The sequence below is a fragment of the Streptomyces sp. PA03-5A genome (genome assembly GCF_033792725.1).
GTDB lineage: Bacteria > Actinomycetota > Actinomycetes > Streptomycetales > Streptomycetaceae > Actinacidiphila.
Genome location: NZ_JARAVL010000025.1, coordinates 99,302 through 118,247 on the forward strand (window position 1 = coordinate 99,302; position 18,946 = coordinate 118,247).

At 71.9% G+C, this 18,946-nt stretch carries 17 protein-coding genes and 1 tRNA gene; 2 read left to right on the forward strand and 16 right to left on the reverse strand.

From position 1 onward, the window contains the following. Positions 1-21: 21 nt before the first annotated feature. Positions 22-104: transfer RNA gene (locus PV410_RS28720), tRNA-Leu, on the reverse strand. A 363-nt stretch (positions 105-467) separates the two neighbouring features. On the opposite strand from PV410_RS28720, the gene PV410_RS28725 reads away from it, so the two are divergent. Together PV410_RS28725 and PV410_RS28730 are read left to right on the forward strand one after the other, a co-directional pair. Further along, positions 468-1,238 carry an ABC transporter ATP-binding protein gene (locus PV410_RS28725; protein ID WP_500328664.1) on the forward strand — a complete coding sequence of 257 codons (771 nt, stop codon included), beginning with the start codon at positions 468-470 and terminating at the stop codon, positions 1,236-1,238. A gap of 45 nt (positions 1,239-1,283) precedes the next feature. Continuing rightward, a complete protein-coding gene (locus PV410_RS28730; protein ID WP_500328665.1) occupies positions 1,284-3,785 on the forward strand; it encodes an ABC transporter permease in 2,502 nt (833 codons plus the stop codon). Positions 3,786-3,844: 59 nt separating this feature from the next. On the opposite strand, the gene PV410_RS28735 is transcribed toward PV410_RS28730, so the two are convergent. The 15 genes from PV410_RS28735 to PV410_RS28805 form a co-directional block, all read right to left on the reverse strand. Then, a complete protein-coding gene (locus tag PV410_RS28735) occupies positions 3,845-5,170 on the reverse strand; it encodes a class I SAM-dependent methyltransferase (protein ID WP_500328666.1) in 1,326 nt (441 codons plus the stop codon). 197 nt (positions 5,171-5,367) lie between these two features. Further along, positions 5,368-6,738 carry an NAD(P)/FAD-dependent oxidoreductase gene (locus tag PV410_RS28740; RefSeq protein ID WP_500328667.1) on the reverse strand — a complete coding sequence of 457 codons (1,371 nt, stop codon included), beginning with the start codon at positions 6,736-6,738 and terminating at the stop codon, positions 5,368-5,370. A gap of 364 nt (positions 6,739-7,102) precedes the next feature. Beyond that, positions 7,103-8,044: a Ppx/GppA phosphatase family protein gene (locus PV410_RS28745; RefSeq protein WP_500328668.1), complete on the reverse strand. Its 942-nt coding sequence runs from the start codon at positions 8,042-8,044 to the stop codon at positions 7,103-7,105. Next, entirely contained in the window at positions 8,041-8,589 is a 549-nt protein-coding gene (locus tag PV410_RS28750; protein ID WP_500328669.1) for a DUF501 domain-containing protein, read from the reverse strand. Before PV410_RS28750 ends, PV410_RS28745 begins: the two co-directional genes overlap by 4 nt. 30 nt (positions 8,590-8,619) lie before the next feature. Next, positions 8,620-9,123 (reverse strand): FtsB family cell division protein, encoded by a 504-nt coding sequence (locus tag PV410_RS28755; protein ID WP_500328670.1) that lies wholly within the window; start codon positions 9,121-9,123, stop codon positions 8,620-8,622. A gap of 83 nt (positions 9,124-9,206) precedes the next feature. Next, a complete protein-coding gene (eno, locus tag PV410_RS28760; protein ID WP_500328705.1) occupies positions 9,207-10,487 on the reverse strand; it encodes a phosphopyruvate hydratase in 1,281 nt (426 codons plus the stop codon). A gap of 182 nt (positions 10,488-10,669) precedes the next feature. Then, on the reverse strand, positions 10,670-11,668 hold the full coding sequence (locus PV410_RS28765) for a transglycosylase family protein (protein ID WP_500328671.1): 999 nt from the start codon (positions 11,666-11,668) through the stop codon (positions 10,670-10,672). A 117-nt stretch (positions 11,669-11,785) separates the two neighbouring features. Beyond that, positions 11,786-13,051: a cytochrome P450 family protein gene (locus tag PV410_RS28770; RefSeq protein WP_500328672.1), complete on the reverse strand. Its 1,266-nt coding sequence runs from the start codon at positions 13,049-13,051 to the stop codon at positions 11,786-11,788. Further along, the gene (locus tag PV410_RS28775; RefSeq protein WP_500328673.1) at positions 13,044-13,745 is read right to left on the reverse strand and encodes an endonuclease V; all 702 of its coding nucleotides are present in this window, start codon (positions 13,743-13,745) and stop codon (positions 13,044-13,046) included. Before PV410_RS28775 ends, PV410_RS28770 begins: the two co-directional genes overlap by 8 nt. Before the next feature lie 45 nt (positions 13,746-13,790). Continuing rightward, the gene (locus tag PV410_RS28780) at positions 13,791-14,312 is read right to left on the reverse strand and encodes a DUF6479 family protein (RefSeq protein WP_500328674.1); all 522 of its coding nucleotides are present in this window, start codon (positions 14,310-14,312) and stop codon (positions 13,791-13,793) included. Between the two features lie 64 nt (positions 14,313-14,376). Continuing rightward, positions 14,377-15,372 (reverse strand): nucleoside triphosphate pyrophosphohydrolase, encoded by a 996-nt coding sequence (locus tag PV410_RS28785; protein ID WP_500328675.1) that lies wholly within the window; start codon positions 15,370-15,372, stop codon positions 14,377-14,379. Between the two features lie 74 nt (positions 15,373-15,446). Continuing rightward, a complete protein-coding gene (locus PV410_RS28790; RefSeq protein ID WP_500328676.1) occupies positions 15,447-16,088 on the reverse strand; it encodes a SurA N-terminal domain-containing protein in 642 nt (213 codons plus the stop codon). 130 nt (positions 16,089-16,218) lie between these two features. Beyond that, the gene (locus tag PV410_RS28795) at positions 16,219-17,136 is read right to left on the reverse strand and encodes a GmrSD restriction endonuclease domain-containing protein (RefSeq protein WP_500328677.1); all 918 of its coding nucleotides are present in this window, start codon (positions 17,134-17,136) and stop codon (positions 16,219-16,221) included. Positions 17,137-17,195: 59 nt separating this feature from the next. After that, a complete protein-coding gene (locus PV410_RS28800; protein ID WP_500328678.1) occupies positions 17,196-17,927 on the reverse strand; it encodes a DUF6585 family protein in 732 nt (243 codons plus the stop codon). Positions 17,928-18,004: 77 nt separating this feature from the next. Beyond that, positions 18,005-18,742, reverse strand: coding sequence for a hypothetical protein (locus tag PV410_RS28805; RefSeq protein ID WP_500328679.1), 738 nt, complete (start codon positions 18,740-18,742; stop codon positions 18,005-18,007). Positions 18,743-18,946: the final 204 nt, after the last annotated feature.

The window sequence follows — 18,946 nt, forward strand, 5'->3', positions numbered from 1 at the left end:
CCACGCCGGTGAGGAAGTGAGTGCCCGGAACCGGATTCGAACCGGTACGCCCGCAAGGGGCAGCGAGGTTTAAGCTCGCCGTGTCTGCATTCCACCATCCGGGCGTGGCGGTACGAGAGCGCAGTACGAGCCTATCCGGCGGGGCGGGTGGAACAGGGCCCAGGATTCGTCATGTTGTCTGATTTTAAGGCTGACTGACGGGCCATCAGATATGTGCCGTCCGGAGGAAAGCACAGGCCCGGGGCGGTCCGGGCGGCGGACCGCACCCGCTGCATATGACGCGAAATCGCTTCCACCCGGGGGCGGGATGTCGGGGTCCCCGTCATCCCCAAGTAGGACGCGAGGGTCCGCGCGTACCTCTCGGGACTGCCTGCAGAACCACGATGTGGACGGATCCCGGCGACGTCTCCCGTCGGGACGATGGAGGGGTCCGATCGACTCCCCCGTCCCGACAGGAGCAGCGTGCCGTGACCACCACCACCGCACACCCCACCGCCACGGCCACGGCCGCCCGCGCCACCGACCTCAGCAAGGTCTACGGGGAGGGCGAGACCCGGGTCGTCGCGCTCGACGCGGTGACGGTCGAGTTCCGAGCCGGCGAGTACACCGCGATCATGGGGCCCTCGGGCTCGGGCAAGTCCACGCTGATGCACTGCATGGCGGGCCTGGACACCGTCTCGTCCGGCTCGGCGCGGATCGGCGACACCGAGCTGTCCTCGCTGAAGGACAAGCAGCTCACCAAGCTCCGCCGGGACAAGATCGGCTTCGTCTTCCAGGCGTTCAACCTGCTGCCGACGCTCACCGCCGCGGAGAACATCACGCTCCCGATGGACATCGCCGGCCGCAGGACCGACAAGCAGTGGCTGGACCGGGTCGTCGAGACGGTCGGACTGTCCGGGCGGCTGTCGCACCGGCCGTCCCAGCTGTCCGGCGGACAGCAGCAGCGGGTCGCCGTCGCCCGGGCACTGGCCAGCCGGCCCGAGATCATCTTCGCCGACGAGCCGACCGGCAACCTCGACTCCCGTTCCGGCGCGGAGATCCTCGGCTTCCTCCGCAACTCCGTGAAGGAGCTCGGCCAGACGGTCGTCATGGTCACCCACGACCCGGTCGCCGCCTCCTACGCCGACCGCGTGGTCTTCCTCGCCGACGGGCGGATCGTCGACGAGCTGCACGGCCCGACCGCGGACACGGTGCTGGAGCGCATGAAGCGCTTCGACGCCAAGGGCCGTACCAGCTGATCCGCGCCGCCGACCACGAGCCACGACCGAGAGACAAGCCCTGACATGTTCCGTACCGCCCTGCGCAATGTGCTGGCGCACAAGGCCAGACTGCTGATGACCGTGCTCGCCGTGATGCTCGGCGTCGCCTTCGTCTCCGGCACCCTGGTGTTCACCGACACCATCGGCAATGCCCTCCGCAAGGCCTCCGCGAGGAGCTACTCCGACGTCTCGGTCGCCGTCACCTACGGGGACGTCGACCATCCGCTCCCCCAGCGGCTGGTGGACGAGATCGGCCGGCTGCCCGGCACCGCGTCCACCACCGCGACCGTCACCGGCTTCACCGCGGTCGCCGGCAAGGACGGCCGGCTGGTCGGCGACGGCTGGTCCACCCGCGGCGGCAACTACGCCGGTGCGGACCGCTATCCGATACGCGAGGGACGCGCCCCGCGGACCTCCTCCGAGATCGCGCTGGACTCCAAGACCGCGGAGCGGACGGGCTACGCCGTCGGCGACACCGTCCGGATGTCCATCGACGGCCCGGTGATGCGGCAGAAGGTGACCGGCGTCTTCTCCACCGACGACGGCAACGTCGCCGCGGGCGGCAGCCTGGTGCTCTTCGACACGGCCACGGCCCAGAAGCTCTTCGGCAAGCCGGGCACGTACGAGGAGATCGACGTCAAGGCGGCGCCGGGCACCGCGCAGGCCACGCTCAGGGCCGAGATCGAAAAGCTGCTGCCGCGCTACGCCAAGGACGCCACCGCGACCACCGGGCAGAAACTGGCCGACGACGAGGCCCGGCAGATCGCCTCCGACCTCAGCACCTTCAACACCACCCTGCTCAGCTTCGCCGGCATCGCGCTCTTCGTCGGCATCTTCATCATCGCCAACACCTTCACCATGCTCGTCGCCCAGCGCACCAAGGAACTCGCGCTGCTGCGCGCGGTCGGCGCCAGCCGTCGGCAGGTGACGCGGTCGGTGCTGGCCGAGGCCCTCGTGGTGGGCGTGGTGGCCGGTGCCACCGGGTTCCTGCTGGGCATCGGCATCGCGGCCGTCATGCGGGCGGTGCTCGGCTCGGCGGGCGCGGAACTGCCCGAGGGCGCCCTGTCCGTACAGCCCGGCACGGCCGGGGCTGCGCTCGCCGTCGGTGTGGGCGTCACCATGCTCGCCGCATGGCTGCCGGCCCGCCGGGCCGCCAAGATCCCGCCGGTCGCGGCGATGAGCAGCGTGCACGCACCGGCCACCGTCAAGGGCCTGCTCCTGCGCAACACCCTCGGCGCGCTGCTGTCGGCGGCCGGTGTGGTCCTGGTGCTGGCCGGCTCGGGGATGAAGGACAACGGCAACATGGTCCTGGGCGGCGGCGCAGGGCTGCTGCTGATCGGCGTCTTCGTCCTCACGCCGCTGCTGTCCCGGCCGGTGGTCGCCGCGGCCGCGCCGCTGCTGCGCCCCTTCGGGGTCACGGGCAAGCTCGCCCGGCAGAACTCGGTGCGCAACCCGCGGCGCACCGCCGCGACCGCGTCGGCCCTGATGATCGGTCTCACCTTGATCACCGCCCTCACGGTGGTGGCCATCTCGGTCAAGACCACCGTGGACGAAATGGCCGCCGCCCACCTGAAGGCCGACTACCAGATCACGATGGCCACCGGCCGGAACCTCTCGCCCGAGGTGGCCGAGCGGGTCGCCGGCATCGACGGCGTCAGCGACTCCAGCGCGGTGCGCGACGCGCACACCGAACTGGGCGGCGAGGACGAGTGGGTCAGCGGCGTCGACGCGCCGCAGATCGGGCGGCTGCTTACCCTGGACTTCACCCACGGCTCCCTGGCCTCGGTGCACGGCGACTCCATGGTCGTGGACTCCGACACCGCCGAGCGGCGCGGCTGGCACACCGGGCAGAGCCTGCCGGTGCGCTACGACGACGGCACCAAGGGGCGGTTGACGATCGGCGGCGTCTACGAGGGCGGCGACCTCATCAACGGCGTGATCATGGACAACGCCACGGTCACCCCGCACACCCCCGAAGCAGGGGACATGCGGGTGCTGGTGAGGATGGCCGGCGGTGCCGAAGAGGCCAACCAGGACGCGCTGGTGAAGGCGCTCGGCGAGAACCCGGTGATCAAGGTCCAGGACAAGGCGGCCATCTCCCGCGAGCTCAGTTCCACGATCGACCTGATGCTGAACATCCTCTACGGGCTGCTCGCGATGGCCGTGCTGGTCGCAGTGCTGGGTGTGATCAACACGCTGGCGATGTCGGTCTTCGAGCGCAAGCACGAGATCGGCATGCTGCGCGCGATCGGCCTGGACCGTACCGCGGTCAAGCGGATGATCCGGCTGGAGTCCCTGGTGATCTCGCTGTTCGGCGCGGTACTGGGCCTCGGGCTCGGGGTGTTCCTCGCCTGGGCCGTCGGCGGGCTGATCAAGCCACAGCTGCCGAGCTACGCGATGACGCTGCCCTGGGACAGGATCGGGGTGTTCCTGGCGATGGCCGCCCTGGTGGGCGTCCTGGCCGCGCTGTGGCCGGCCCGGCGGGCGTCCAGGCTGAACATGCTGGAGGCCATCAAGGCCGAGTAGCGGGACGGCGGGAGGCGCCCGAGGGGCGGAGGCCACGACGGCCTCCGCCCCTCGGCATGTCAGTCCTGCCGGCCCGGGCCCAGCCAGTCGGCCCGGGTGCGGGGCATCCCGGAGCCGCCGTCCTTGGTCGGGCGGACGGCGAGCACCTGGTTGACGCCGATGCGGTTCTGCTCGAAGGAGAGCGCGGAGGCCGCCATGTACAGCCGCCAGACACGGGCGCGGCCGGCTCCGGCGAGGCGGACGGCCTCCGGCCAGTGCGCCTCCAGGTTGGCGACCCACTGCCGCAGGGTCAGGGCGTAGTGCTCGCGGATCGCCTCCACGTCCCGTACCTCGAGTCCGGCCTCCTCCAGCCGCGAGACGGTGGAGCCGAGCGGGGCCAGCTCTCCGTCGGGGAAGACGTACCGGTCGATGAACTCGTCGACGTGGTAGGCCTCTTCGTCGGTCCAGGGGCGGCGGCCGATCTGGTGGTTGAGCAGCCGCCCGCCGGGCCGCAGCAGCCCGTACAGCACCCCGGCGTACTGCCGGTAGCGCTCGCGGCCCACGTGCTCGGCCATGCCGATCGAGGAGATGGCGTCGTACGGCCCGTCGTCGACCGCCCGGTAGTCCTGCACGCGGATGTCGATCCGGTCGGCGAGGCCGGCGTCGGCGACCCGCTTGCGCGCGGAGGAGGCCTGCTCGGTGGAGAGCGTGACGCCGGTGGCGTGGACGCCGTAGTGCTCGACGGCGTGCATCACCATGGAGCCCCAGCCGCAGCCGACGTCCAGCAGCCGCTGCCCGGGCCGCAGTTCCAGCTTGCGGCAGATGAGGTCGAGCTTGGCCCGCTGGGCGTCCTCCAGGGTCGCGTCGGGCCCCTCCCAGTAGGCGCACGAGTAGACCATGGACGGGCCGAGCACCAGCCCGTAGAAGTCGTTGCCGACGTCGTAGTGATGGCTGATCGCCTGCCGGTCGCGGACCGGGCTGTGCAGCACCCCGGAGCGCCGGCGTACCTCCTCCGGCGGCGGGGGCGGCGGCAGTCCGGGTCCGGCGAGGGCGAGGGCCTCCCGGGCCAGCCGGTAGGTCTCGGGGTCGCGCGCGAGACCGAGCAGACGGCGCGGTGACGCCCCGTCGTCCTCGGTGGGGCGATCCCAGACGAGCCCCGAGAGCCGGTCCAGCGCCTCGTACAGGTCGCCCTCGACGTCGAGTTCACCGGCCACCCAGGCGCGGACCAGGCCGAGCTCGCCGGGCTTCCACAGCAGCCGGCGCAACGCCCTGCGGTGCCGCACGACCAGCGTCGGGGCGTCGGGCGGTCCGGTCTCGCTGCCGTCCCACGCGCGGATGCGCAGCGGGAGGGGAACGCCGAGCGCCTGCTCGGCGAGAGCGGTCAGTCGTCCGGCCGCATCGGCCATGGCGGGTACCTCCGTGCCTCCATGAAGACGGGTCCACTGGGCTGGGAAACGGATGCGGGATACACCGACATTCCCGCACTACCGCTTCTTTACCTCTACCCATCTCATGTCCTGTGCCCCGGGGCCAGGGACACGGGCACGGCGAAGGGCGCCCGCCCCACGGATGGCGGACGCCCTTCGGCCGGACCGTTACCTGCTCAGGCCTTGGCCTTGGTGGCCTCGGCGGCGACCGCCGCCGCGGCCGGGACCGGCCTGGCGGCCTCGTAGAACTCCTCGCGCGGGTTCTCGATGGCGCCGAGCGAGACGACCTCGCGCTTGAGGAACATCGCCAGCGTCCAGTCCGCGAGGACCCGGATCTTGCGGTTGAAGGTCGGGACCGCCATGCCGTGGTAGCCACGGTGCATGTACCAGGCCAGGCGGCCCTTGAACTTCAGCTTGAGCTTGCCGAAGCGGATCAGGGCGACACCCTTGTGCAGGCCGAGGCCGGCCACCGCGCCCTTGTTGGCGTGCTTGTACTCCTTCTGCGGGAAGCCCCGCATGCCGGACACCACGTTGTCGCCGAGCACCTTGGCCTGGCGCAGCGCGTGCTGGGCGTTCGGCGGGCACCAGGCGCCGGGGCCGGAGGCCAGGTCGGGGACCTGGGCGTTGTCACCGGCGGACCAGATGTAGTCGGTGCCCTGGACCTGAAGCGTCGGGGCGGTGTCCACGTGGCCGCGCGGGCCGAGCGGGAGGCCGTACCTGGCGAGCGCCGGGTTGGGCTTGACGCCCGCGGTCCACACGATGGTGGAGGCGTCGACCTCCAGGCCGTTGGCGAGCACCACGTGCTTGTCGACGCAGGAGCTCATGGAGGTGCCGAGGTAGACCTCGATGCCACGCTCGCGCAGGTGCTCCAGGCCCCAGGTGCCCAGCTCCGGGCCGACCTCGGGGAGGATCTTGTCGGCGGCGTCGACGAGGATGAAGCGCATGTCCTCGCGCTTGACGTTGGTGTAGTACTTGGCCGCGTCGCGGGCCATGTCCTCGACCTCGCCGATCGTCTCGGCGCCGGCGAAGCCGCCGCCCACGAAGACGAAGGTGAGCGCCTTGCGGCGGACGTCCTCGTCGTTGGTGGAGTCGGCCTTGTCGAGCTGCTCCAGCACGTGGTTGCGCAGGCCGATGGCCTCCTCGACGCCCTTCATGCCGATGCCGTGCTCGGCGAGGCCGGGGATCGGGAAGGTGCGGGAGACGGCGCCGAGCGCGACCACCAGGTAGTCGAAGGGCAGTTCGTAGGTCTCGCCCACGAGCGGCTCGACGACCGCGACCTTGCGGTCCTGGTCGATGGTGGTGACCCGGCCGGTGAGGACCTCCGCCTTGGGGAGCACGCGGCGCAGCGGCACCACGACGTGGCGGGGGGAGATGCTGCCGGCGGCGGCCTCCGGCAGGAACGGCTGGTACGTCATATACGAGCGCGGGTCGACGACGGTCACCGTCGCTTCCGCGTAACGCATCTTCTTGAGGATGCGCCGCGCCGCGTACAGGCCGACGTACCCTCCGCCTACTACGAGGATCCTGGGACGCTCCGTGGTGCTCATGCTTCGAGTATTCACCACGCCCCAGGGGGTACCTCGTGAGCCCCTTCACAAGGTTTGCGGTGCCCTCTGCTACACTGCGCCGCTTCGTGACCAGGGCCACAGCACCCAGGGGGAACCCGGTGGGTGGCGCGGGCGTTGAGCGCCCCGTCCGACCAGCGGCGATCGGCATCCGGGGGCGCCCCGCCACCGTCCCGCAACACCCCCGAAACACGGGCGCCCCAAGGGTTTTGGAGGGCTCGCGGGGTCCCGGCCCCGGAAAGTTGGGCCGTCCGGCGGGAACTTTCATGTGAAGAAATTCACGAACTTTGTGGGGCGGGCGTGTCACGCCCGCCCCGAGAGCCCGCTCAGTTGGAAAAGACCCTGCTCAGGCGATGCTCCAGGCGATCCCGTCGAGGATGTCGTGTTCCGAGACCACGACCTCCCGGGCGCCCGTACGCTCCATGATCCGCAGCAGCACCAGGGCACCCGCGCCGATCACGTCGACCCGTCCCGGGTGCATCACCGGGATCGCGGCGCGTTCGGCGTGCGTGGCGGACAGCAGGCGTGCGCTGATCTCCCGCACCGTCCCGACCGGGACGCGGGAGTGGTGGATGGCGGCCCAGTCGTACTCGGGCAGGTCCAGCGCGATCGCGGCGACCGTGGTGACGGACCCGGCCAGGCCGACGAGGGTGCGGGCCTCGCGCAGCGGGACGGTCCGCTCGGCGAGGTCGAGGGCGGCGTCGATGTCCCGCGTCATGGCGGCGATCTGCCCGGCGGTGGGCGGATCGGTGACCACGCCGTCGCGGACCAGGTGGCGCTCGGTCATCCGCACGCAGCCGACGTCGACCGAACGCGCGGCCGTGACGTGGCGGTCGCCGACGACGAACTCGGTGGAGCCGCCGCCGATGTCCACGACCAGGAAGGGCCGTTCCAGGTCCGTACGTCCGGTCAGTTCCTTGGTGGCGCCGGTGAAGGAGAACTCCGCCTCCTGGTCGCCGGTGATCACCTCGGGCTCCACGCCGAGGATGTCCACCACGCCGCGCACGAAGTCGTCCCGGTTGGAGGCGTCACGGGAGGCGGAGGTGGCCACGAACCGGACCTTGCGCGCCCCCAGTTCCTCGATCACGCCCGCGTACTCGCGGCAGGCCGCGAAGGTGCGCTCCAGGGCCTCGGGGGCGAGCCGGCCGGTGCGGTCCACGTCCTGGCCGAGCCGGACGATGGTCATCCGGCGGTCCAGGTCCTTGATCTCACCGGTCGCGGGGTCCGCGTCCGCGACGAGCAGGCGGATGGAGTTGGTACCGCAGTCGATGGCGGCCACCCGGGTCACCGGTCCTCGCCCTCCTCCTGCCCGGCGGTGCCGCACGGGCTCACGCACGGGCCCTTGCGCCACCACTCGGGCAGCATCGCGATCGTCTCGTCGCCCAGCGGGTTCACCCCGGGGCCGGCCGCGAGGGAGTGGCCCACCAGGACGTGCAGGCACTTCACCCGGTCCGGCATGCCGCCGGCGCTGGGGAAGCCCTGCAGGACCTCGATGGCGTCCCGGCGGGCGATGTAGTCCTCGTGCGCGGCGCGGTAGGCGGCGGCCAGCTCCTCGTCCTGCGCGAGGCGGGCCGTCATCTCCTTCATGACGCCCTCGGCCTCTAGGGTGCCGATCGCCGAGGCGGCGCGCGGGCAGGTCAGGTAGTACAGCGTCGGGAACGGCGTCCCGTCCTCCAGGCGCGGCGCCGTCTCCACCACGTCGGGGTTGCCGCAGGGGCAGCGGTGCGCGATGGCCCGCAGGCCGCGCGGCGGGCGGCCGAGCTGCTCCTTGAAGGCGGCGATGTCCGCCTCGGTGGGCGGGGCGTGCTCGGTCTGCGGCGGGGGCTTTTCCATGCCTGGGCGTGTCTCTCTCAGGGGCTTGCGTCAACGATGTGCTGCGGTGGCGGCGGCGTCCGCGTGGTCGACGCCGTCCCACAGGTTCGCGTACCAGGGGCGGCGGGCCGCGCTGTCGCTGCGGCGGGCGCCGGAGTCCTCGGGAGCCGCGGCCCCGGTGGGCTCCACCACCGTATACGCCGTCTCGCCCGGCAGTACGTAGTGCAGCCGGGCCCGGGCCTGCGCCTTGACGTACTCCGGGTCCTGCCAGCGGGCCTTCTCCTCCCGCAGCTCGTCCACCCGCTTGCGCGCCTGCTCGGCCTGCTTGCGCTGGTCGGCGATCTGCGAGCGCTGCGCCACGTACTGGCGCATGGGGTAGGCGAGGGCGACGACCAGGGCGCAGACGACCAGCGCCAGCAGCGCGGCCCGGCCGGTCAGCCGGTTGCGGCCACGGGGCAGCACCGGCCGCGGGCGGCCGGCCGCGCGATAGACGCGGGCCTGCGCCTGTGCCCCGAGGGCACGGATGCGTGTCGCGGTGGAGAAGCGATCCGGCACGTGCACCTCCGGTGGGGTTCGGGTGGCCCTTGCTGGCGCACGGTGCCGCCCGCCGCGGACGCGGCGGGCGGCACCGGACGGGGTCAGCCCTTGAAGCGGGGGAACGCGGAACGGCCGGCGTACACCGCGGCGTCGTCGAGGATCTCCTCGATGCGCAGCAGCTGGTTGTACTTGGCGACGCGCTCGCTGCGCGCGGGGGCGCCGGTCTTGATCTGGCCGCAGTTGGTGGCGACGGCGAGGTCGGCGATGGTGACGTCCTCGGTCTCGCCGGAGCGGTGCGACATCATGCACTTGTAGCCGTTGCGCTGGGCCAGCTCGACCGCGTCGAGGGTCTCGGTCAGCGAGCCGATCTGGTTGACCTTGACCAGGAGCGCGTTGGCGGTGTCGCTGTCGATGCCGCGCTGCAGACGCTCGGGGTTGGTGACGAACAGGTCGTCGCCGACCAGCTGGACCTTGTCACCGAGCTCCTCGGTGATGGTCTTCCAGCCCTCCCAGTCCTCCTCGTTCAGCGGGTCCTCGATGGAGACCAGCGGGTACGCCGCGACCAGCTCGGCGTAGTACGCGGTCATCTCGGCCGCCGACAGGGACTTGCCCTCGAAGGAGTAGCTGCCGTCCTTGTAGAACTCGGAGGCGGCCACGTCGAGCGCGAGCGCGATGTCCTGGCCGGGCTGGTAGCCGGCCTTCTTGATGGCCTCGACGATCAGGTCGAGGGCGTCGCGGTTGCTCGGCAGGTTCGGCGCGAAGCCGCCCTCGTCGCCGAGGCCGGTGGACAGGCCGCGCTCCTTCAGGACCGCCTTGAGGGTGTGGTAGACCTCGGCGCCCCAGCGCAGGGCCTCGGAGAAGGACTCCGCACCCACGGGCGCGATCATGAACTCCTGGATGTCCACGTTGGAGTCGGCGTGCGAGCCGCCGTTCAGGATGTTCATCATCGGGACCGGCAGCACGTGGGCGTTCGGGCCGCCCAGGTAGCGGAAGAGCGGCAGGTCGGAGGCCTCGGAGGCCGCGTGGGCCACGGCCAGCGAGACACCGAGGATGGCGTTGGCGCCGAGGGAGGACTTGTCCGGGGTGGCGTCCAGGTCGAACATCGCCTGGTCGATCAGCCGCTGCTCGGTCGCGTCGTAGCCGACCAGCTCCGGGCCGATCTGCTCGATGACGGCCAGCACGGCCTTCTCCACGCCCTTGCCCTGGTAACGGCTCTTGTCACCGTCGCGGAGCTCGAGGGCCTCGAACGCACCGGTGGACGCACCGGAGGGGACGGCTGCACGGCCCGTGCTGCCGTCGTCGAGGCCGACCTCGACCTCGACGGTGGGGTTGCCTCGCGAGTCGAGGATTTCCCGGGCTACGACGACGTCGATGGACGGCACGTGGGTCTCCTTCTGGATGTCTCTTCGTTTCGGCATGAGCCTAACCGACCCGAAAAGCCCCGGCCGGGCACGCTCGGGGGATGGACGCGCCCGTGCGCGGAACGGAGGAGAAAGTTCAGCCCGATGTCAGCCGGTGTCCGCCGGGCGGGGGTGGACTCCCGGCCCGGCGGCGCACGGGGGCCTCAGCGGCCGAGGTCCAGGTACGAGCCGGGGCTGATCACGTTCGGGTCGTCGCCGATGACGTCGCGGTTCGCGTCGTACAGGCCGCGCCAGCCGCCGCCGACGTGCTGCTCCACCGCGATCTCGCAGAGCGAGTCGCCCTCCTGCACCAGGTAGCGGCTGCCGGTGGTGGTCTTGGCGCTGGTGCCGCTGTCCCGGCCGGTGTCGGCCTGCTTGGTCTCCGCGCGCGTGTCGGTGGTGAGCGGGACGACGCCCCAGGCGGCCTCCCCCTCCACGAAGTGGGCCGGCAGGCCGGCGGGGTCGCCGCTGCGGGTACCGGTCGAACCCGTGGTGTTCCCGGTGCCGTCGGTGGCGGTGCCGGCCTCCGGCTTGCGGTGCTTGCCGGTGCCCTTGCCCTCGCCCTTGTCGTCGGCGGAGGCGGTCGCGGAGGCGTCGGGGCCCTCGGTCGCGTCGGCGTCCGGGGTGGCGGTGGTGTCCTCGTCGGTGCCCGGGGAGGTGGTGCCCGTGCTGTCGTCGCCGGAGGTGGCGCCGTCCCCGTCGGTGTCCTGGTCGCCGGAGCCGGTGGAGTCGCCCGTTCCCTGGCCGTCCTGGTCCTGGCCGCCGTGCAGCAGGCCGTCGAGGGCGTCGGTGAGGCCGGAGGAGTCGGCGCAGCCGGACCACGCGTCCGGGCCGAGCTCAGCGAGCATCTTCTCGGCCACGGATATCTGCTCGTTGCGGCTGGCGAGGTCCGGGCGCTCGGCGTACTGGGCGCCGCCGTACTGCTCCCAGGTCTCCTCGGTGATCTGCAGGCCGCCGAAGAACCCGTTTCCGGTGTTGGAGCTCCACAGACCGCCGCTCTCGCACATGGCGACAGCGTTCCAGGTGCTGTTGGCGTCGGCGGCGCTGGCGCCGCTCGCTGCGAAGAGGGGGAGCGTGAGGCCCGCCCCGGTCGCCGCCACCGCGACCATGGCGGTCGGGGCCTGACGCGGCTTGCGGTGTCGGCCGTTCCCGGACTTCAGCATTGCGGCATCGCCTTTCACATTCGAATACTGCGATGGCGCCCGACGGTAGTGGTCTTGGCCCATGCATCACAAGTCGGTGTCTCACGGATCACGCGAAGATCACGTTCTGACGTCCTGTCAGTCACGTTCCGGTGAGAAGGCGACCGGCAGGGTCCGCAGGCCCCGCATGATCAGGCCGCCGCGCCACCTCAGGTCGGCCGGCTCGGCGGCCAGTCGCAGGTCCGGCAGCCGGGTCAGGAGCGTCGCCAGGGCGGACTGCGCCTCCAGCCGCGCGAGGGGGGCGCCCAGGCAGTAGTGGATGCCGTGGCCGTACCCCAGGTGCTGGTTGTCGCGGCGCGACAGGTCCAGGGTGTCCGGGTCGGCGAAGCGCTCCGGATCGCGGTCGGCTGCCGCCAGGACGACCAGCACCGGATCGCCGGTGGCGACGGACTGCCCGCCGACGGTGAGGGGTTCGGTCGCGAACCGCCAGGTCGCCAGCTCCACCGGCCCGTCGTAGCGCAGCAGTTCCTCGACGGCGGTGGCGAGCGGCTCGCGCTCGCCACGGGCGAGGGAGTCCTGGAGCCGCCGCCGCTGCTCGGGGTGGCGCAGCAGGGTGTAGGTGCCGTTGCCGATGAGGTTGACGGTCGTCTCGAAGCCCGCGAAGAGCAGGATGAAGGCCATCGCGGCGGCCTCGTTCTCGGTGAGGTGCTCACCGTGGTCGCTCGCCCGGATCAGTCCGGAGATCAGGTCGTCGCCGAGCTCCGAGCGCTTGCGGTGGATCAGTTCCAGCAGGTAGGCCCGCATCTTCTTCACCGAGCGGGCCACTCCCCCGCGCGGCCCGCCGCCGTGCCGGATCATCATGCCCGCCCAGTCGCGGAAGTCGTCCTGGTCCTCGGCGGGGACGCCCAGCAGGTCGCAGATCGCGTAGATCGGCAGCGGGAACGCGAACTCATGGATGAGATCCGCCTCGCCCTTGGCGGCGAAACCGTCGATCAGGCGGTCGGTCAGCTCCTGCACCCGCGGCGCGAACTCCGCCACCCGGCGCGGGGTGAAGGCCTTGGAGACCAGCCGCCGCAGCCGGGTGTGGTCGGGCGGATCGATGTTGAGCAGGTGCGTCATCAGGTCGGCGCTGCGCTCGCCCGGGATGCCCACCTTGCCCTTGGCGTGGGCGCGTTCGGAGTGGTGGACGGGGTTCTTGCTGAGCCGTGCGTCGGCGAGCGCCTGCTTGGCGTCCGCGTACCGGGTGACCAGCCAGGCCTCCACCCCGCTGGGCAGGGTCGTGCGGTGCACCGGGGAGTGCTCGCGCAGCCACGCGTACGCGGGGTACGGATCGGTCGCGAACTGCCAGGTGAACAGCTCGGGGGCGGCCGGGATGCCGGGGTCGGGGGTCACGCTCTCATGCACCCCATGACGTTAGCCGGTCGCGGCTGAGCCGGTCGGCGAGCCTGGTCGTCTCCGGGAGGCGGTAGGAGGGGGCCAGGGCGAGCACATGACGGCAGGCGGTGTCCAGGTCGACGCCGTGGCCGGTCGAGACGTAGACCGGCTTCACCCCGGCCTGGGTCCGCAGCACCCGGCCCACCGTCTCCCCCGCCTCCACCAGCGGTGCGGTCGATCCCCGGGCGTCGCCGAGCACGGCGGGGTCCCAGGTGCCGACGAAGGGCGTCTTCGCCACCCCCGCCGCCGGCAGGCCGGTGACCACGCCCAAGTGGCAGGCGAGCCCGAAGCGCCGCGGGTGCGCCAGCCCCTGGCCGTCGCAGAGCAGCAGGTCGGGCGTGACGGAGAGCTTCTCCAGCGCGTCGATCAGCACGGGCAGCTCGCGGAAGGCGAAGAGCCCGGGGACGTACGGGAACGTGGCCCGGGCGGTCGCCGTGACCTGCTCGACGGGGGCCAGCGTCGCGGTGTCGAGCACGACGACGGCGGCGGCGACGGTGTCGCCCTCGACACCGTGACCGCCGCCGTAGGCGACGTCCAGTCCGGCCACGTACCGCGGTCGCTGCGGGCCGGGCCCGCGGTGGTCCGCCAGCGGACGGAGCCGGTCCTGCAGGGCCCGGGCCGCCGCCTCGTCGCGCGGCCACGCGTGCCCTACGTCGATGCGCATGGCCGCCAGCCTAGAGCGGCCGCGGCCGGGCCCGGTGCCCGCGGCTCAGTGCTCCTCCTTGCCGCCTTCCTCCTGTCCCGGCCCGGAACGGGTCGGTGCGCCCCTGGGAGCGCCGCCCGGGGACCCGCCCGCGGTGCCCGCGGGACTGCGGGTGCCGCCTTCGGGGCTGCGGGTGCCCGCGGGGCCGCGGGTGGCGCCCTCGGGGCCGGGCACGCCGTGGGAGCCCCAGTTGCCGAAGCCCTTCAGGGAGTGCGGGAGGCGCCGGACGCCGTCCTGCGGCCATTCGTCCGGCTCCCGCCATTCGGTGAGCGTGTGCCGCTCACCGTCCTGGTGGCCGGGGCCGTGGTCGGCCGGGGTCTCCCGGCCGTACTCCTGGCGGGTGTGCCACGCCCCGCCACGGGGCTGCGGTTTCTGCTCGGGGGGCGGTTCCTTGCCCCGGGCCCACATCCCGATCGACACCGCGCCGACGAGGATCCCGACCAGGAAAATGCCCACTACCAGCGGCGCGATGCCGACGATGTAGTCGTGCGGCACGGCCAGCTGGATCTGTTCCAGTGCTCGCATCATATGACCCATTTACCCGCTCTGTCCCAACTCACTCGGGACGGCGGGGATGACCCGGAACGGAGGGTCAGCCCTGCTTCTCGGCCTCCGCCTTCTCGGCCTCCAGGATCGCGTCCCGGTAGCGGCGCGCGGCGGCGCGCAGGGCGGACTCAGGGTCGATGCCGGCCTCCTGGGCGGCGAGCGCGAGCGCCAGCAGGCGCTCACCGGTGTCGGCGGCGTCCTGGCCGGGTGCGGCCACGGACAGGCCCGCCTGGCGGGCCCGGGAGCCGAGCTTGGCGGCGAGCGCGAGCGCGGGCTGGCCGAGGGGGATGCCCTCGGTGACCGAGCCGCGCCGCTTCTCCTCCGCCTTCGTGCGCAGCCAGTGCTCGCGGACGTCCTCCGGCGTCTCGGCGACCTCGTCGCCGAAGACGTGCGGGTGCCGGTGGATCAGCTTCTCCACGATGGTGGCGGCGACGTCGTCGATCGAGAACGGCTCCTCCGGGTCGTCCTGGGCGATCCGCGCGTGGAAGACGACCTGCAGCAGCACGTCGCCGAGTTCCTCGCGCAGGGCCTCCCGGTCGCCCTCCTCGGCGGCCTCGGCGAGCTCGTAGACCTCCTCGATGCCGTACTTCACCAGTTCCTGCGTGGTACGGACGCTGCTCCAGGGGCACTCGCGGCGGATCCGGTCCATCACCTGCACCAGGTCGAGCAGCCGCGCACCCGGCAGGTCGTAGGACCCGGGCAGCAGCTCCAGGTCCGGCATGCGGACCCGGCCGGAGCCGCCGAGCCGGGCGAGCTCGTCGGTGACGCCGCGGTCGCCCTCGCCGCCGGCCAGGTAGACCACGGTGCGGCCGCCCTCGGTGAGGTCGACCAGCTCCCGCCCGGTGGGCGCGGACGCCTCGACGGCGACCCCGGCCTCGCGCAGGTACGGCAGCTGCGGGTGCCCGGGGTCGGGGCAGAGGACCAGGTCGGCGGCGCGCAGCAGCTCCCAGGCGGGCCAGGAGAGCAGGCCGGGGGCGACCCGGTGGGTGGTGGTCAGCAGTACCAGGCGGCCCGGACGGGCGGAGTCATCGGAGTGGTCCACCCGACGAAACTACCTCGCCGCGCAACGGCGCCGGGGCCGGGTCCGAGGTCGGACCCGGCCCCGGTTCCGGTGCATCAGGCCTGGGCGGCGCGGCGGCTCACCTCGGTCAGCCACGGGTCCTTGGTGGCGTCCAGGTCGAGCTTGTCGGAGTTCCATTTCCCGTAGCGCGGGTTGACGTCGATGTTCAGCTTCTTCGACGTGTCGCGCAGCACCTTGATCAGCGCCGTCTGGCCCTCGGGGGTCTGCACGTCGGCGCCGTAGTGGGCGGCGACCTTCTGCATCAGCAGGTCGGTACGGATGCTCTCGTCGATGTCGGCGGGCACCATCGCGTAGGTCTGCAGCAGCTGGGCCTCCAGCGCCGCCTTGCCGCCCGCCTGCTTCTCGGTGTCCCCGCGGGCTTCCTGGAGCTCGTTGCGGGTGACGGAGACGCCCACGTTCTGCGCCGCCTTCTCGATCACCTCGTTCTGCACCAGCCGGTGCACGACGTTGCGCTGGAGGTCGCTGCTGGCCTCGATGAGCTGGGCGGCCTGCGGGGTCTTCTCCTGCGCGGCGCGCACCGCGGCGACCTTCGCCTGGACCGTCTCCACGGTGATCTGCCGGCCGTCCACGACGGCCGCGGCACCTGCGTGCGGCGTGCCGCAGGAGGTCAGCAGTGGCGCTGCGAGCAGCACGGCTGCGGCGGCGGTGGCGGAGAGAGCAGTCCTGCGGCGGAGCATTTTTGCCTCCCGGCAAGGGATCGAGCGACGGTGCACGACCTGGCAGTGATGCAGTGATCGAGGATATTGAGCAGGGCACCGGGATATCCAGCGATCCGCACAACACACTGCACAAACGATCCGCGGTACCTCAGGTGTCGCAGGCGACCCCGTCGCCGTCGCGGTCCAGCGCCCGGGAGTAGCCGGGGTCGCCGCGGTGCAGCGGGGCCGCACCGGCGTCGCGGGCCGCGGCGCAATTCGCGTACGAAGCACCCGGGGAGGGGGCGGTGCCCTCCTTCCCGTCGCCCGAACCGGAGCCGTCGCTGTCGCCGCTGCCGCCGTTCCCGCCGGCGGACGTCACCGGCCTGCCGGCGTCCGGCAGGGGCTCGTCGGGGCAGGTGCCGAGCACCTTCTCCATGGCGGCCTTCTCGGCCCCGGTGACCCACAGCCCGTACTTCTTCTTCACCGCCACCTGGCGGGCCACGTACGGGCAGCGGAAGGCCTTGTCCGGCGGCAGCCAGGTCGCGGCGTCGCCGTCGCCCTTGCCGCGGTTGGTCGGGCCGTCGACGGCGAGGAGGTTCAGCGGGTCGTTGGCGATCTGCTTGCGCTTGTCGCGGGACCAGTACTTGGCGCCCTTCTGCCAGGCGTCGCTGAGCGCCACGACGTGGTCGATGTCGACCGTGCTGCGCCCGCGCGTGAAGTCGATCCGCTTCCCGGTGTAGGGGTCGTCGAGGGTGCCCGAGGCGACGACGCAGTCCCCGCCCCGGTCGGCGCGGAAGGAGGTGCCGGTGAGGTCCCGGCGGAGTATGTCGTCGCGGGTGTCACAGCCGTTGTGGTCGGTGTCCGCCCAGGCCGCGCCGAACTCGTCCCGCGCGTAGCCCGTCTTGGGCGCCCGGCCCTTCACCGCCAGGTCGCCGACCGCCTTGAGCGCGCTGCCCTTCGGGGCCCCGTCGCTCCCGGCCCCGCTGCCCGTGCCGCTGCCGAGGCCCTCGCCCGTGCACCCGGCCAGACCCACGCCGAGCAGCACGGCGACGGCTGCCGCTGCCGATCCCGCCCTGGTTGTCAGCACCTTGGCACTCTAGGGGGTGGGAGGTGGGGCCGGGCAGGGGGCGTACGACGCCCGGACGGTCAGTGCGCGACGGAAGTTCGGCGCAGCTCGTCCACAAGGGAGAGGAAGAGGAGGAAGTTCGGGATGTCCTTGACCTTCTTGGACGACCAGGACAGGGACTTGCCGGCCTTCTTCAGCACGAGCACGCCGTCGGTGACCCGGACGCCCTCGATCTCCTGCCAGGTGACGGCCCCGCGCCGGGGCGTCGCGACGCCGGAGCGGTTGACCGAGATGTCCCCGAAGGTCAGCGTCCGCCCCTCCGCCAGCATCCGCAGCATTCCCGGCAGCTGGAAGGCGGCGACCTCCTGCTGGATGAACGGCCCCCACCGCTCCGGCTCCGCGTAGAAGTTGAGGATCTTCCGGACCGTGCCGTCCGGCTTGTGCAGCGTGTAGCGGTAACCGGTGGCGACGTGGATGCCGTTGACGTAGGACTCGGTGATCTCCTGCAGCACCGTCATCGAGTCCCAGCGGAAGGCGGCGGGAACGCCGGCGTGGTCGATCTCGACCAGCCCGGACTCGAAGAAGTGGAGGCGCCGGGCGGCGGCCTTGCGGGAGAAGTTGGGGGTGCGCAGGGCATGGTGGAGGAACCAGAGGCCGGGCAGCACGAAGCAGGCCAGCCCCACGAGGATCATGAACACGAAGTTGCACGTCATCAGGAAGCCGTGCCGTTTCGGCATGATCGTGAGGCGGTGCCGTCCGAGCCCCTCGGCCGCGGCGAGGGCGGCGATGTCGTCGGGTATGCGGTCTTCCATGGTGCGTTCCGCCGTTCTCGGGAAGGGGACGGCCCTGGCGCGGCGCGCGCCAGGGCCCGGGGATCGTAGCCGGTGGCTCAGCCGGCGAGCTTGTCGATGTCGACGGTGTCCTTGGCCGCCGGGGCGGTGATCGCGGCCGTCTCGTCGAAGTCGGAGAAGACCATCGTGCCGGGCTCCTTGCCGCCCTTGACGACCAGCTTCAGCAGGTACGGCTTGCCTTCGGTGGCCACGTAGGCGGTGGTGGTCTCGGCCCCGTCCTTGCTGGTGATCGGCACGGCGGGCCTGCCCGCCACGGTGGTGGGCTCGCCCTTCTTCCCGCCCAGCTCGCCGTCCGAGTCCTTCTCCACCTCGACGAGGAACTCGTTCAGGTCGCAGGCCTCGACGAGGTCCTTGTTGTCCGGCGTGTCGGCCTTGGTCTTCATCCACCGGCCGGCCAGGAGGTCCTTCATCGCGGCGCCGTCGGAGCCCTGGCTCTTCCAGAAGGCGTCGTCGCCCTTCATGTAGAGCGAGGGGCCCGCCTTGACGAGCTGGACGGTGCCGCCCTCGGCGGTGACCTCACCCTTGCAGTCGCCGGTCCTGCTCATCGTCATGCGGAACTTCATCCGCTCGCCGTCGGAGATGCCGTCGAGGTCGACGGTCATCGCCGGGGCGGACTTCATGGCGGCCACGGCCTTCTTCTCGATGGTGGTGGCCGGCTGGTCGGCGAGGCCGGTGGCGGCCGGTTCCGCCGTGCCGCCGAGCGGGCCGCAGGCGGCCATGGTGAGGGCGGCGGTGACGCAGCCGAGCGCCGTGAGCGCTCCGCGAGTGGTGGCCATGAGGATCGTCCCCCCTGGTGGACAGCGTGTGGATGACGGTTGCGGGCCGGCGGAATGCCCGGGGACTCCGTGAACCGATGGGTCAATGACAGCACGAGCTGTGAACCGAGTCAACATGCAATCTCGATTCACGTGAGTTCACGCGTGAAGGGTCGGATCTTTCGTTCACCGCTATGCTCGGGGCCACAGCCGCACCCCGCCGCG